The 13169-nt window shown below is 50.9% G+C and carries 15 protein-coding genes and 1 pseudogene; 10 read left to right on the top strand and 6 right to left on the bottom strand.

Annotation, left to right across the window (positions count from 1 at the left end; translation table 11 throughout):
• Positions 1–111 precede the first annotated feature (111 nt).
• From ACOTX2_RS09730 to ACOTX2_RS09690, 9 genes and pseudogenes are all read left to right on the top strand, one after another.
• Positions 112–549, top strand: a complete 438-nt coding sequence (locus tag ACOTX2_RS09730; protein ID WP_038415594.1) for a DcrB-related protein — start codon at positions 112–114, stop codon at positions 547–549.
• A 17-nt stretch (positions 550–566) separates the two neighbouring features.
• Positions 567–4778 (top strand): RHS repeat-associated core domain-containing protein, encoded by a 4212-nt coding sequence (locus tag ACOTX2_RS09725; protein WP_226856326.1) that lies wholly within the window; start codon positions 567–569, stop codon positions 4776–4778.
• Positions 4779–4785: 7 nt separating this feature from the next.
• Positions 4786–5088: a hypothetical protein gene (locus tag ACOTX2_RS09720; RefSeq protein WP_421625910.1), complete on the top strand. Its 303-nt coding sequence runs from the start codon at positions 4786–4788 to the stop codon at positions 5086–5088.
• 363 nt (positions 5089–5451) lie between these two features.
• A complete protein-coding gene (locus ACOTX2_RS09715; RefSeq protein ID WP_250116669.1) occupies positions 5452–5619 on the top strand; it encodes a hypothetical protein in 168 nt (55 codons plus the stop codon).
• Positions 5616–6038: a nuclease gene (locus ACOTX2_RS09710; RefSeq protein ID WP_250116668.1), complete on the top strand. Its 423-nt coding sequence runs from the start codon at positions 5616–5618 to the stop codon at positions 6036–6038. Before ACOTX2_RS09715 ends, ACOTX2_RS09710 begins: the two co-directional genes overlap by 4 nt.
• A 333-nt stretch (positions 6039–6371) precedes the next feature.
• On the top strand, positions 6372–6776 hold the full coding sequence (locus ACOTX2_RS09705) for an SMI1/KNR4 family protein (protein ID WP_063147973.1): 405 nt from the start codon (positions 6372–6374) through the stop codon (positions 6774–6776).
• A 356-nt stretch (positions 6777–7132) separates the two neighbouring features.
• The gene (locus ACOTX2_RS09700) at positions 7133–7513 is read left to right on the top strand and encodes a hypothetical protein (RefSeq protein WP_045309197.1); all 381 of its coding nucleotides are present in this window, start codon (positions 7133–7135) and stop codon (positions 7511–7513) included.
• A 91-nt stretch (positions 7514–7604) separates the two neighbouring features.
• A pseudogene (locus ACOTX2_RS09695) lies at positions 7605–8216 on the top strand (RHS repeat-associated core domain-containing protein); the annotation flags it as partial.
• Complete coding sequence (locus ACOTX2_RS09690; protein WP_063147975.1) at positions 8216–8662, top strand: hypothetical protein; 447 nt, start codon at positions 8216–8218, stop codon at positions 8660–8662. The pseudogene ACOTX2_RS09695 and the gene ACOTX2_RS09690, both read left to right, overlap by 1 nt.
• Positions 8663–8929: 267 nt before the next feature.
• On the opposite strand, the gene ACOTX2_RS09685 is transcribed toward ACOTX2_RS09690, so the two are convergent.
• From ACOTX2_RS09685 to ACOTX2_RS09665, 5 genes are all read right to left on the bottom strand, one after another.
• Positions 8930–9349 (bottom strand): helix-turn-helix domain-containing protein, encoded by a 420-nt coding sequence (locus ACOTX2_RS09685; RefSeq protein ID WP_063147976.1) that lies wholly within the window; start codon positions 9347–9349, stop codon positions 8930–8932.
• Positions 9346–9657 carry a type II toxin-antitoxin system HigB family toxin gene (locus ACOTX2_RS09680; protein WP_063147977.1) on the bottom strand — a complete coding sequence of 104 codons (312 nt, stop codon included), beginning with the start codon at positions 9655–9657 and terminating at the stop codon, positions 9346–9348. Before ACOTX2_RS09680 ends, ACOTX2_RS09685 begins: the two co-directional genes overlap by 4 nt.
• A gap of 220 nt (positions 9658–9877) precedes the next feature.
• The gene (locus ACOTX2_RS09675) at positions 9878–10288 is read right to left on the bottom strand and encodes an ASCH domain-containing protein (RefSeq protein WP_023299534.1); all 411 of its coding nucleotides are present in this window, start codon (positions 10286–10288) and stop codon (positions 9878–9880) included.
• 200 nt (positions 10289–10488) lie between these two features.
• On the bottom strand, positions 10489–10944 hold the full coding sequence (locus ACOTX2_RS09670; RefSeq protein ID WP_063147978.1) for a hypothetical protein: 456 nt from the start codon (positions 10942–10944) through the stop codon (positions 10489–10491).
• Positions 10945–10970: 26 nt separating this feature from the next.
• On the bottom strand, positions 10971–11078 hold the full coding sequence (locus ACOTX2_RS09665; RefSeq protein WP_157843337.1) for an ash family protein: 108 nt from the start codon (positions 11076–11078) through the stop codon (positions 10971–10973).
• A 716-nt stretch (positions 11079–11794) separates the two neighbouring features.
• Between ACOTX2_RS09665 and cspE the strand changes: the two genes are divergently transcribed.
• The gene (gene cspE / locus ACOTX2_RS09660) at positions 11795–12007 is read left to right on the top strand and encodes a transcription antiterminator/RNA stability regulator CspE (RefSeq protein ID WP_022647355.1); all 213 of its coding nucleotides are present in this window, start codon (positions 11795–11797) and stop codon (positions 12005–12007) included.
• Positions 12008–12234: 227 nt separating this feature from the next.
• Here the strand turns inward: cspE and ACOTX2_RS09655 are convergent, their stop codons facing one another.
• Entirely contained in the window at positions 12235–13131 is an 897-nt protein-coding gene (locus ACOTX2_RS09655; RefSeq protein WP_063147979.1) for a LysR family transcriptional regulator, read from the bottom strand.
• Positions 13132–13169 lie beyond the last annotated feature (38 nt).

The following is a 13169-nucleotide window of genomic DNA, read 5'->3' as shown; positions in this document are numbered from 1 at the left end:
CTGTTTTTCCGTTCGGCGAGCGTGACGGTGGAGCAATAATCTGGGGATAGTCAGCCTTAAACACATATGCGAAACTTACCGCTTCTGAAAAAATGTGGTGGGACCCGCTCAATGTCAGAACCATCTTCGCAGTGCCTGTTTAATGAAGGAATGATTGCTTTTCCTGAGGGCTATCAGGACCGTACCGTCAATGTCTTCGCGCCGCCTGCAGCGGATGCGCCCGCGTTCAACATTTCCCGCGATGCCCTCAACCCCGGCGAAGCGCTTGCCGCGTATATCGATCGCCAGCTCGCCCTGATGGCAAAGCACATCAAGGGCTGGAAGCAGGGTGAGCGCAGCGCCGCTACGCTGGGCGACAGCCTTTTACAGGGTGAAACCGTCCATGCCAGCTACCTGCGCGACGGGAAACGCATCTGGCAGCAGCAGGCCGTGTTTAACGTCGACGGCGATAAAATCCTGGTGTTCACTATGACCTGCACCCGCGCGCCGGGCGATGCCGACGGCGCGCTGTTTGGCGATCTTCTCAGGAGCTTCCGCTTCCACCATTAACTTCAGGGACCGTTGTTATGTTTGAAGCAGCACGCGTTGGTGATGATATCGGCCACTCCGGTGCGCTGGCCGGGATGATTGCCGGAACGATTGTCGGTGGCCTGATTGCCGCCGCCGGGGGCATTCTGGCGGGGGCCATGTTTATTGCCGGTCTCGGCGCATCCTGTCTTGGCGTGGGCGTCCTGCTCGTCGGCGCCAGCCTGGCCGTGGGATATTACACCGGGGAGCTGGCGACTGCCGCCAGGGACAGCATCGCCGACGCCGGGGCATCCAGCATGACGAAGAAAGGCGTCATCACCTCCGGCTCGCCCAACGTGTTTATCAACGGTAAACCCGCCGCGCTTGCCACCGATAGCACCGTCGACTGTTCTGACGACGGCTCGCAGCAGATGGCCGAAGGCTCTAAGCGAGTCTCCATTAACAGCCAGCCTGCGTCACGCATCGGGGATCGCACCACCTGCGACGCGAAGGTGATGACCGGTTCGGACAACGTCATTATTGGCGGCGATCCGCAGCAAACCCTGCCCATTCAGTCTGAAGTGCCCGAGTGGCTCTACAAGGTCTCCGATCTTACCCTGCTGTTCGCCGGGCTTCTCGGCGGCTGGGGCGGCGCCGCTGGCAAAGTCGGGGCGCTCTCTAAGCTGCTGGGCAAAATCCCCGGCATCAACAAGCTGGCCCGTATCGCCTGTCGCGCCGGCACGCTGATGACCGGCGTGGCGGCCGCGGGGATCATCGCCCGCCCGGTGGATATCGTCAGCGGACAGAAGTTTCTCAGCGGGGATGATGAGCTGGACTTCGTCCTGCCTTCCCGTCTTCCGGTGCGCTGGCAGCGCTACTGGCGCAGCGGCAATCCCGGCGACAGCGTGTTGGGCCGCGGATGGAGCCTGTTCTGGGAGAGCCGCCTGGAGCCGTATCAGGACGGCCTGGTGTGGCGCGCACCGTCCGGCGATTACGTCGCCTTCCCGAAGGTTCCGAAAGGGATGCGCTCCTACTGCGAAAGCGAAAAAAACTGGCTTGAACATCACCAGGACGACAGCTGGTCGGTGTATGACGTCAGCGGCGAGCGCTGGCACTATGCGCCGCTTAAGGATGATGCCCCCTCGCTGCTCCAGCGCATCTCTGAACCGTGCGGCAACGAGATCCTCTTCGAGTGGAATGCGGATAATACCCTGCATGCCCTGACCGACGGCGCGGGCCAGCGCGTGGTCTGCCGCTACGACCGCGACAGGCTCGTTGGCGCCTGGCTGGATGACGAGATCTGCCTGGTCAGTTACGCTTATGATGAACAGCGCCAGCTGGTCTCCGTGACCGGCCGGGGCGGTAGCGTGCGCCGACGCTTCAGCTGGCAGGACGGGCTGATGAGCGCTCATGAGGACGCCAACGGCCTGCTGAGCGAATACCGCTGGCGGGAGATTGACGGCCTGCCGCGCGTGGTCGGCTTCCGCCATAGCGGCGGCGAACGGCTGACGTTCGAATACGATTTTGAGAACGGCACCCGCCGCGCGACCCGCGAAGACGGCGCGCAGGCGCACTGGCTGGTGGATGACGACGACAACGTCGCGCGCTTCACGGATTACGACGGTCGCCAGACGACGTTTGTCTACCGGGACGGCGAGCTCTGCCACGTCATTCTGCCGGGCGGGGCGATGCGCCGCAGCACGTGGGACAAATACGGCCGCATGACCAGCGAGACGGACCCGGCGGGCCGCCGCACGGAGTATCACTGGCATCGCCTGACCGACCGCATCACCCGCACGGTTTACCCGGACGGTACCTCATCGCAGGCCATGTACGACCTTCGCGGTCGCCTGCTGTCGGAGACGGATCCGGCCGGTAGCACCACCGCGTATCGCTATCCCGATGATGAAGAATTCCTCCCGGAGAGCATCACCGACGCCATCGGCGGCGTGGTGCGCCTGGCCTGGAACCACCAGGGCCTGCTGACGCAGCGCACCGACTGCTCCGGCAGCGTCACCCGCTTCACCTACGACCGCTTCGGGCAGCTGATTGCCAGCGAAGATGCAGAAGGGAATATCACGCGCCGGGAGTGGAGCCGTGCCGGGCTGCTGAGCGTCGTGATCCATCCGGACGGCAGCCGCGAGTCGCTGGTGTGGAACGAACGCGGCCAGCTCACGGGCTGGCGCGACCCGCTGGAAAGCGAGGTGAGCTGGGCCTACAACGCGCTCGGCCTCCCGGTCAGCCTCACCGACCGTATTGGCCGCGTGCGCCAGTGGCGCTACGACCCGCGCGGTAACCTGCTGCGGCTCGATAACGGCAACGGGGCGGAATACCGCTTCACCTACGACGCCGTGGGCCGCCCGCTCAGCGAAACGCGCCCGGACGAGACCGTGCGCCATATGGAATGGGACGCGCGAGGGTTTCTCTGCGCGCTCGAAGAAAACGGACGGCCTGCCGCCGACGGCGGCATCGCCCGTCGCGTCCAGCAGTTCAGCTATGACGACAGCGGGCTGCTGATCGGGCGTACTCAGCGCCACGCGGAGTACCGCTACTTCCGCGACCTGAGCGGCCAGATTACCCGCATCCGCCGCACGCCGACGGCCGAAGGCGTTTCCCTGGGTATCGAAAGCGATGAGATCGCTTACCGCCACGATGCCGCCGGGCGCGTGCTGAGCGAGTCCGGCATTAACGGCGCGGTGGGCTACGAATGGGATGCCCTGAGCAACCTGACCGGCCTGACGCTGCCCGGCGGGCAAAAGCTGGCCTGGCTGCACTACGGCTCCGGCCACGTCAGCGCCATCCGCTTCGGGCAGCAGCTGGTGACCGAGTTCACCCGCGACCGCCTGCACCGGGAAGTGCGCCGCACCCAGGGCGCGCGCGAGCAGTTCCGCCAGTATGACAGCCTCGGCAGACGCACCCTGCAGTGCAGCGAATTAAGCACGGACGTGACCCTGCCGGAGCAGGCGCTACTGGAACGCCTGTATCGCTACACCGCGCGCGGTGAGCTTTCCGGCGTCAGCGACACCCTGCGCGGTGAGGTGGACTACGGGTACGACGCCGAAGGGCGTCTGCTGAAGCACTACGAGGCCCGACAGGGGCACAGCCGCGCGCAGTTCAGCTACGACGCCGCGGATAACCTCGCCGCCAGTGACGCTGCGGCACCGGTCACGGATAACCGCCTCCAGCACTGGCAGGCGCTGTTTATGAAATACGACTCCTGGGGCAACCTGGTCAGCCGCCGCATCGGGCTGTACGAGCAGCATTATGCGTATGACGCCGAGAACCGGCTGGTGTCCGCCCGGGGAACCGGGCCGGAAGGGCGGTTTGAGGCGCGCTATCACTACGACGCGCTGGGCCGCCGTACGCGCAAAATCGTCACCACGACGCACGGCACCACCGACACCCGCTTCCTGTGGCAGGGCTACCGTCTGCTGCAGGAGCAGCAGGAGAGCGGGCTGTGCAGCACGTATGTATACGACCCGAATGAAGCCTGGAGCCCGCTGGCGCGTGTGGATCACCTTCGTGACCAGAGCAGCGGTGAGATTTACTGGTTCAATACCGATCTGAACGGTGCTCCGCTGGAGGTCACAGACGAGCGCGGCGCGGTGCGCTGGAGCGGCCAGTACGGCAGCTTTGGCGAGGTGCGCCATCAGAGCGAAGGGTTCTCACGGTTGGTGAATCGCACGGCGATGGCACACCAGCCGCTTCGCTATGCCGGGCAGTACGCTGACGGTGAAACGGGGCTGCACTATAACCTGTTCCGCTACTACGACCCGCAGGTCGGGCGGTTTATTGTGCAGGATCCGATTGGGCTGAATGGTGGGTGGAACCTTTATCAGTATGCGCCGAATCCGTTGGGGTGGATTGATCCGCTGGGTTTAAATAATTGTAATACTGTCAAAAGAGCGGTGACGCCTGAACAAATGGAGAGCATTCGAGCGGGTAATGGAATAACAAGACCAACACCTTATCATAAAACAACTCCGACCCAACATGTTGCTGGCGCTCCGCATTCGCGTGACCCTTGGATTTCCACCACCAGAAGCCAGGCATCAGCAGAGTATTTTGCTACCCATGGCGGTACTCGTGCGGCAAATCCTATTATTGAAATAGATTTGTCTAAAATACCTAAAGATAGAATAGTCGATGTTTCAACAGCTCAAAAAGCTGCAGAGAATTTACAAACACCGTTTACTCGAAATGCTGCTGCGGCGCATCAGGAAGTATTGATTTTTGGTGAGATTCCTCACGAAGCCATCATATTTAAATAGGTGATTTATGTTAAATGATGTAAAGAAAAAAATAATTGATAATGATTTTGTTAATAATGTTAGAATTAATATGGTTTTCAATGATGAACAGTATAATGACTTGGTTTCTAGTTTAGATGAGCTTGCTAACCTATTGAAAAATAATAACTCCATAGATAAAGAATTAGCTTTGTATTTATATACAATACCTCAAATGCTAAGAAATGCATATGCTAGTTTTGATAAAGTGGAAAACAAACCAGATTTGGCTTTTAAATTAGAAGATGCATGGATAGAGTTAGACTCGCTAGTAATAAACTGTTTAAGCTAAAAAGAATGAAGACCGGGTGAGAAATTCGCCCGGCTTTGATATGATATAATCCTTTCTTGAACCACAAACATATAATTAATAATCCATCCTCTACTACGACCCGCAGATTGTGCGGTTTACTGAACAGGATCCGATTGGGTTATGTAGGGGATATGAAGTCAGAGGTAACAATCCATACCAGACGCGGGTTGATCCTCATTATCCCGGAAGAGCTCATCATGCATTATCAATAGATACCAGAACATTAGTATCAGGAATAATTATTTCAAATTGCGACATAAGAAAATAACAAGAATTTTGGAGTCAATAACCCAATATGCATTGGGTTCATTAAGTTAAAGTAAGTTATATAGAATAAAAGAAGTGGAACAGTTACCGAAAATAGATGAAACCCAGATTAAAGTATTTCCTGAGCATGTGAATTATAAAGGAGCTGCAATAATACATTCACATGTCGATTTTGGAATATATGCTATACTCGCACCTGGACGTACTCATGTTGGCAATGGCGATGTTTGGCATACGAAATGAGAGTAATAATTGTGTTATTAACAATAAATGAAATTGAAGTTAAATTACATGAGAAGTTCTCTCCTTTTAATGGAGGTATGGATGATTTGATTTTGAAAAAAAGAATTTCGCCTGTAAACAATATCAAACTTTCTGAGGAAAGAGTTCGTGTAAATTTCTCAAAGGATTTTATTGAGTTTGTCAATAATTATGATATTGATAACTTCTCTTTGGGGAATATATCTTTCGGCCATGGTGGTGATTATTTGGAGAAAATAGTCAGTATTAACAATGATGAATTTAACCATTGGTGGATTGGCAAGCATAGACCAGATGGTGTGATATGTGTTGCAATATCAGACCCTTATAGTATTTTACTAAATAATCATGATGGCAAAGTTTATGCTATTACAAGTGAGCATACTATGGATGGATGGTAATCGATAGCTGATAGTTTTGAGCTATTTATCAGAGGTGTTGGTTCGCATGTTTTAAAAACATGTTCTATATCGGAAATTATTAAGTTAACAGGGGCGAGCGATACTGCATTTTGGAAGGATATCTGATGTTGGTGTCTGGTGATAATTTATATATTTCTGCGCTGGGTGTCTTTTTCGAACAATATCAGAAATGGTGAAAGAAATAATTTCTTCAATTGTTGTGGTTTGAGGTGGGCATTAAACCAACTTTCGAACTCAGTCCTTTGTATAATTTTATGAGTGCGGAACCTTTACAAAAATACGCGCCTGTAGATGCGTTAGGGTGAAATTACTATGTGTCTTACTGGTTCAGAAAATAAACTAACTGTATACGAGATAAATGCTTTCAATACGAGTTTTGATAATCATCTTCCCGCTTCATTTCTTGATTTTTATCTGAAAAATAATGGCGGATATCCTCATAAAAATGAAGATGGTAATCCGTTTATGCTTGGCGGGTTTAACCCTATAAAATATGGTGACCTGCCTATAGAACAACTCTACCGTGACCTTGTTGAGTCGTTTGGCAAATTGAGGAATATGGTTTCTTTTGCATATGATGACGGGGGGAATTCTTTTCTGCTATCTCTCAAATCTGATGATTCATTAGAGAAAGTGTTTATTTTTTTGATGGATGATAAGGAAGTTGAATTGGTTTCTGGTTCGTTCTCAGAATTTTTAGAGGAATTGTTTCTTTGAAAGCAATGAGGTAGTGTATAAAATTCACAAAAGTGATTTTGTTGTTATCGAAATCTAAAGAAAAGTAACTAATTAAACTATTTAATGTTAGTCATTAATTTAATGCTTGTAAATTTAATAACTGGGTTTGTGTTTGATTTGTTTATATTTATTGGTAATCATTGATATTGTTCTGATATGAAAACCAAGATTAAAACCGTAAGCTTCAGCGTACGTATAATTTAATGTTAATGCTGAAGAATAGCATGTCAAATGGCAATGCGTGCAATAGCCCAATTTGGAATGGTATTGCATTTACATGCTTGATGAATATTATTATATAGCTTCAGATTGATGACGAAAGAAGGAAAAGATAAATGCAACGATTGATGGGAGACGGTTACGAACCTTATGTTAATAAGTTAAATGACAGGCTTATATATTCATTACCTGTTGAATCGGGATTTGTCAGCTTTTATTTTGAGTTTGATATTAGTCAGACCGATCTTGACGTCCTGCTGTCCGATCATTACCGGCGGGCCGTGCTGGAAGTGACCGCGCACACTCTGCTTCAGCACTCGACGTTGAAAGGACATAAAAGATTTACTCAGAACGATTTTGATAATCTTATTGCCACTACCCTTCATGAATCGCAAGAGCATCTTAGCGCATTGATTTCTCAGATTAATCGGGAGCACAATATGTCGATTGAACATTATGTGAATGACATAGTGAATACACGCTTAACCAAAGGATGAATATACCGATCCCAGATAAGGTCAATATTTATCTTAAAATCACGCTGTATCTACAGCTCTTTTCAACCTCGTGCTGTCAATCGATTTCATGATAACCGGCGAATGCGGCAAGGTGCGCTGGAGCGGCCAGTACGGCAGCTTTGGCGAGGTACGCCATCAGAGCGAAGGGTTCTCAAGGCTTGTGAACCGCACGGCAATGGCGCATCAGCCGCTTCGCTATGCCGGGCAGTACGCTGACGGTGAAACGGGACTGCACTATAACCTTTTCCGCTACTACGACCCGCAGGTCGGGCGATTTATTGTGCAGGATCTGATTGGGCTGAATGGCGGGTGGAACCTTTATCAATATGCGCCGAATCCGTTGGGGTGGATTTATCCGCTGGGATTGTCTACCTGTTCATCCAAAGACTCATATAAACAGGCCAGAAATAAGGCTCTTAAATGGTTAGAAGAGCGAGGTTTTAAAGCCGAAAAAGTTAACACAGGCAAATTTGGTTCGACTAAAGGTCAACCTGTCGGGATGACAACAATTGACGGAAAAACAGGTTCTAGAGTTGAGTATGATGAGCGAAGCGGAGCTCATATCAATGTGTTTAGCGGTAAAGATAAAGGGGAGCACTTCATGTTTGATGCACCTGAATCCGTTGTAACAAAAATTCAATATTTATTTAATTTACCATCAAAACCATGGAGAGGCTCTTAATGACGCTCGATGATGAAATCAGGAAGGAAATATCTTTGCTTCCTGAACAACCAGAAATTGTGGATGACTGGGAACACATTGCGGATGAGTTATCCGATAGTTATAGTTGGGCTGGTTCAAAAATTGACTGGTCAAAGACCAGTGCTCATAGGTCTTTAGAACTACATGGAGACTATAAGGATTGGTTGGTAGATATAAAGAAATTCATTCATGAAACTGATGTTCATGACGTGATTTCAAATAGTGATGAGATTTACTATATAAATGATTTGTCTCTTGATTTTTCTGTCAGATTGAATCCCGCGCAGTTCTTTTTATTTTTTGATGTGGCTATAGAAAATATTCCTCAGCATCATTATTTTTTTGATAGGGAAAATAAATGGTGTCTAGTGATCAGTGCAGAGGGATATATTGACTTCGGTTTCTCATGTTTAGATAAAAAATGATTGAAATGGGAGGTTCATCCTCCCAGGACGTTTAGGTAATGCTTTTGTTTTGATACAAAGAAACCTAGGGGGCGAGATTCTTGCGATGATGATGTGCCTCTACAATTACCGTAAGGTTTTAGACGCGACATGGCTAGCCTGTTTGCCGTACTGTATGGTGATGCTGATCCATTTCGAGCAGATGGCACAATTGTTGAGCCAACGTTCAACGGCGAACAGAATAGCTGTGTCGCTTTTTACTTAATACCTAATAGAATTCTATCCTAATCAATTTCCCACAAATGCACTTACCGGCACGCCAAAACGCTTCGCCAGCGCGCGCATATGATCCAGCGTTAACGTGCGCTGTCCGTTGAGGATTCGACTCACCAGGGACTTCTTGCCTATCTCGTTCTCGAAATCGCTCTGAGTGAGATGGTACTGATCCATCAGCGTTCGCAACAACGCAACGCCTGACGGAATGCTGGCAACACGCGCGTTAAATTCTGCAAACTCCGGAGACTCGTTTTCGTATTTATCGATTTTAGCGGTGAGCATCTCTACCAGCGGACTATCGGGGTCATGCTCGATTAGATACTCCACCAACCCCATAGCATCCTCATAATCTTGTCGCGACGGGCTTGAGCCCAGGAAAGGGAGCTCCCTTGTTAGATCGTTTGCCGCTTTGATGGCTGCTGAATAGTTCATTCTTTCTTTCTCCGGTAGAGGTCCGTGAGCTTGTCATAATCTGCGTGAGTGCTGATGTGCTTGATGAAGATCTTTCTACGCTCAAAATCAGCAAAAAACATCACTCTTAAATGCCCGCCACCCACATCAATGACCCACCATTTTTCCCGGTATTTCATCCTCTCCCGGCTGGGGAAGCGCTTTCGCATGTCGTCTGGTGATGGGTAGTGCTCTCCTTTTAGTACCCAGTAAAGATCTTCCAGAGCGAGTTCTTGAATAGGAAAATGTCTTGTGGCCGCGTCGAAAGGCGCTCTTGAGACTGCGGGCATTTTTGCCCCCTTGTTTCCAGACTGGAAACATTTAAGGTAGTGGTCGGCGGGTTGAGAATGTGGGAACTGTCATGGATTGCAGTTTTCATTTGCTCGTGATAAAGGCGATCATTTAATGAGTGCGGACACTGTAAGAGGTGACTGTGAAAGAAATGTCCACTTTGTGCCAGGAGCGGACATTGTTATTAATAGCAGCAGACGCCAGCCGGACTCTCTCGTCTTACAGCACTTCAACCACTTCAAATTCTTCTGCGATCAACTCCATATCTTTAGAAAAATGACCTTCGCGGGTAAAAAATCGCTGATGCTCATTTCGCCAGTATTGAAGGCTTAAATCGCCTTCACCTTCTTTGCGGGCAAACTCCTCAGTCACATCACAAAAACGCACCAGTCGCATTGAAACCAGCCGGGTCACGCAGACCGGGGCATTCAGGCCATCAAGGATAATGTTATAGCTTCCAATCCTCGGGGCAGACTTTTCTTGCTGGTAAGAGGCAAAGGATCCGCAGGAGGCCGTTTTAATCCCTTTTTTAATCAGGTCCGCAAGCTCGCTGGCCAGTTCCGGGCTGTCTCCCATTTGCCAGGCATCTGCGCCTGGATACTTTACTTTTAATACCTCAACAGTAGCCATTAAGAGCCCTTTTTAATCGTCGATGAAAAATGTCATACAGAGTTTTAACATGAACTTTCCGGACATTAACATTGATGCTTTCCCTCTGCTACTTTGTCCGCTCTTCGCTCTTACCAGACATTCAAAAACAACATTAAATTTTGCGTATGGCCGGGGATCCGCTTCTTACCCAGCAGAACTCCGGCCTCCCATCACCCGCCTCAGTGCGTCGTTATATACGGCTCCTTCACAAACTCTGCCAGCAGCCAGACCATATCATGCAGTCGCCCGGTGAGTTCTTTCGCCACGCTCGCAGGCAGTGTCCCGCCCATCACCGCCAGCGTTAATGCCACGGCATAATCCACCTGCAACACCGTTTCCTGCCAGCAGTCCGGCACGCAGGAAGTAATCTTTTCACCTGCAATCAATTGCTCAACCAGATACGACGGAAGCTCTGAGTCACAGCACTCACGCAGCCGCTTCAGCGCGGCCAGCAATCGCTTGCAGAGCGTGGCAAACATCACTGCGTCGTCAGTTTCCACCAGCACGCTAACATACGCAGTGCAGGCGTCAGCCAGTTCAAAGAGATCCGCAGAATCGGGAAGTTGCAGGTGGAGAAGGTGATAAACAGCGCTTTCTTCAGTAAGCGCGTAAGAAAATCCAGGGATAGTAGCCATAAGGCATCCTCTTTATGCAAAAAATGTTAACCGCCCGATGAGTTCCTACGCTCAGAGGGGGTAGCGCTGACGGAGGTAGGAATACCGTGCATAAAGAAAAACGGCCAGCCTTTCGACTGCTCCGTCAGCGCCACCGTGATTCTAACGGGATATGCGCTGTCGCGACAAAAAATATCGCTTTATGCTAACGGGTTCCTACGCCCGGTTACGGATGTGCCGCAACGCAGGCACTTTACGACCGTGAAGAAGGGATGAAAAGGGATAACCCTGAATTACATAAGGTTGCTTGCAGGTTTGCGAGGCGGCTTCCAGAAGGGGATTGCCGCGTGGCGGCTACGCCCGACCCGGCCTCCAAAACCACCGCGATACGACCCGTAGGCCCGCGCAAGCGCAGCGCCCCCGGGCACAGTTTGCACTGCGGTTACGTCTTACGCAGACCTTTTCATTTTGAGCATCCCTTCTAATGATGTCTGCGTCGCGCGGGAGGATTTTCCCGCCTGTGAACAAAACACCCCAAACTCCCGGCACAGTGAAAGCGTAGACATTTTGTAGTACATGGTAGACCTCAAGCCAGAACGATGTCTGGCACCGCGACCAGCCATCCGGGCGTTTAAATGGTTAAAATAAATAATAATAATCATTGCGCAATAAATTTCGCTGTGTCTTAATAGCGTCATCGGTTTGGAATACAGACCTTATGAAAGCAGTTTTAGTAAAGCAGTCCTCAGTTCAGGTGTTATCAGTAGATACTCCTTCTTCGTGAGCCTCCTCCTAAGTGCCAAATAAGTAACTCTCGAAATACAGGCCATCATCGCCGCGCTTAAGTGGCTCATAAATTAAGGATTTATCTATGTCTAATAAAATGACTGGTTTAGTAAAATGGTTCAACGCAGATAAAGGTTTTGGCTTTATCACCCCTGACGACGGCAGCAAAGATGTATTCGTACATTTCTCTGCAATTCAGAGCGACAACTTCAAAACGCTTGATGAAGGTCAGAAAGTTTCCTTTACCATTGAGAATGGCGCAAAAGGTCCAGCAGCTGGAAACGTTTCTCCACTGTAACCCGCGCTAAATATCAGTGCGGCGTACGATAGCGATGAAGACAATAGTCCGAGCAGTTAAGCTGTACTGATAAAAAATTAACCCGCACCTGTGCGGGTTTTTTATTTTTAAAGGGTAATGGTACTGAGTTTTATATGGCAGCCTGCCCATACTCCCTTCAAATTCAGCCTCAAAAACTGCTTCGCAATAAATTGGGCATCAATACAGTCCGCAGTTTCTGAAAAGGTTCATCCCTGCTCCCGTTCCCCCTCGCTCATCATCGCCAGAAACCGTTTCACCGTCCGTGAGCGTTCAAAGCGCCGCCAGCAGAGCGCGATATCGGTATAAAGCTCCGGTGAGCTCAGCGCGTGGTAGGTGACATTCGGCGGAGAAATAGCGGCCATCGATTTCGGCACCAGCGCGAACCCGCCGCCAGCGGAGACCATGCTCAGAGAAGAGGAAAGTTGTGAAGATTGCAGCGTGTGTTGCATATCGACTCCGGCCCGCTCGCAGCTGCCGTAAACGCGGTCATACAGTCCCGGCGCGACCTCCTGGGGGAACAGCACCACCGGTGTATCCCGAAGCTGCTCTAACGCCAGCGAATCGCACGCAGCCAGAGGATGATCGCGATGCAACGCCACCACCATCGGCTCCCGGTCGAGGATTTTCAACTCGAACACCTTGCTGCTCTCGCACGGCAGGCGCACGAAGGCGATATCCAGTTCACCCTCCGCCAGCATTGTCGTCAGCGAAGACATATTGGCTTCCACCTGGTGAACCTGCACCGCCATGTTCTGCACCTGAAACTGACGAATCAGCGCGAAAATTTTGGGATGAAAGGCGTCGGAGCTGGTGATGCCAATCGAAAGGCTGCCGTTCAGCCCGCGCGCGATGCCCCGGGCTTTTTCCAGCGCGGAGTCGCTCAGCGCCAGGATCTTACAGGCGTCCTCATAGAAGGCTTCTCCCGCCTCGGTCAGCTCCACGCCCCGCGTCAGGCGCCTGAACAACGGTGTGCCCACTTCCTCCTCAAGCCGTTTAATCTGCTGGCTCAGTGGAGGCTGTGAAATACCCAGCGCTTTGGCCGCCCTGGTGAAGTGTCGCTCGCGTGCAACCGCGACAAAATAGCGCAGATAACGAAGTTCCATATCAAAAACGTCTCAAACCAGCATGGATTCTATATTGG

The organism is Enterobacter cloacae complex sp. IR5412 (assembly GCF_049237385.1).
In the GTDB taxonomy this organism is placed as follows: Bacteria; Pseudomonadota; Gammaproteobacteria; order Enterobacterales; family Enterobacteriaceae; genus Enterobacter; species Enterobacter intestinihominis.
The sequence above is the reverse complement of the archived record's forward strand: the minus strand, read 5'-3'. Positions and strand labels throughout refer to the sequence as shown.

What these genes read in the sequence shown, in the direction of transcription:
- ACOTX2_RS09730 (WP_038415594.1), top strand. Translation starts at nt 112, where the DNA reads ATGTCAGAACCATCTTCGCAGTGCCTGTTTAATGAAGGAATGATTGCT.
- ACOTX2_RS09725 (WP_226856326.1), top strand. Translation starts at nt 567, where the DNA reads ATGTTTGAAGCAGCACGCGTTGGTGATGATATCGGCCACTCCGGTGCG.
- ACOTX2_RS09720 (WP_421625910.1), top strand. Translation starts at nt 4,786, where the DNA reads ATGTTAAATGATGTAAAGAAAAAAATAATTGATAATGATTTTGTTAAT.
- ACOTX2_RS09710 (WP_250116668.1), top strand. Translation starts at nt 5,616, where the DNA reads ATGAGAGTAATAATTGTGTTATTAACAATAAATGAAATTGAAGTTAAA.
- ACOTX2_RS09705 (WP_063147973.1), top strand. Translation starts at nt 6,372, where the DNA reads ATGTGTCTTACTGGTTCAGAAAATAAACTAACTGTATACGAGATAAAT.
- ACOTX2_RS09700 (WP_045309197.1), top strand. Translation starts at nt 7,133, where the DNA reads ATGCAACGATTGATGGGAGACGGTTACGAACCTTATGTTAATAAGTTA.
- ACOTX2_RS09690 (WP_063147975.1), top strand. Translation starts at nt 8,216, where the DNA reads ATGACGCTCGATGATGAAATCAGGAAGGAAATATCTTTGCTTCCTGAA.
- ACOTX2_RS09685 (WP_063147976.1), bottom strand. Translation starts at nt 9,349, where the DNA reads ATGAACTATTCAGCAGCCATCAAAGCGGCAAACGATCTAACAAGGGAG.
- ACOTX2_RS09680 (WP_063147977.1), bottom strand. Translation starts at nt 9,657, where the DNA reads ATGCCCGCAGTCTCAAGAGCGCCTTTCGACGCGGCCACAAGACATTTT.
- ACOTX2_RS09675 (WP_023299534.1), bottom strand. Translation starts at nt 10,288, where the DNA reads ATGGCTACTGTTGAGGTATTAAAAGTAAAGTATCCAGGCGCAGATGCC.
- ACOTX2_RS09670 (WP_063147978.1), bottom strand. Translation starts at nt 10,944, where the DNA reads ATGGCTACTATCCCTGGATTTTCTTACGCGCTTACTGAAGAAAGCGCT.
- cspE (WP_022647355.1), top strand. Translation starts at nt 11,795, where the DNA reads ATGTCTAATAAAATGACTGGTTTAGTAAAATGGTTCAACGCAGATAAA.
- ACOTX2_RS09655 (WP_063147979.1), bottom strand. Translation starts at nt 13,131, where the DNA reads ATGGAACTTCGTTATCTGCGCTATTTTGTCGCGGTTGCACGCGAGCGA.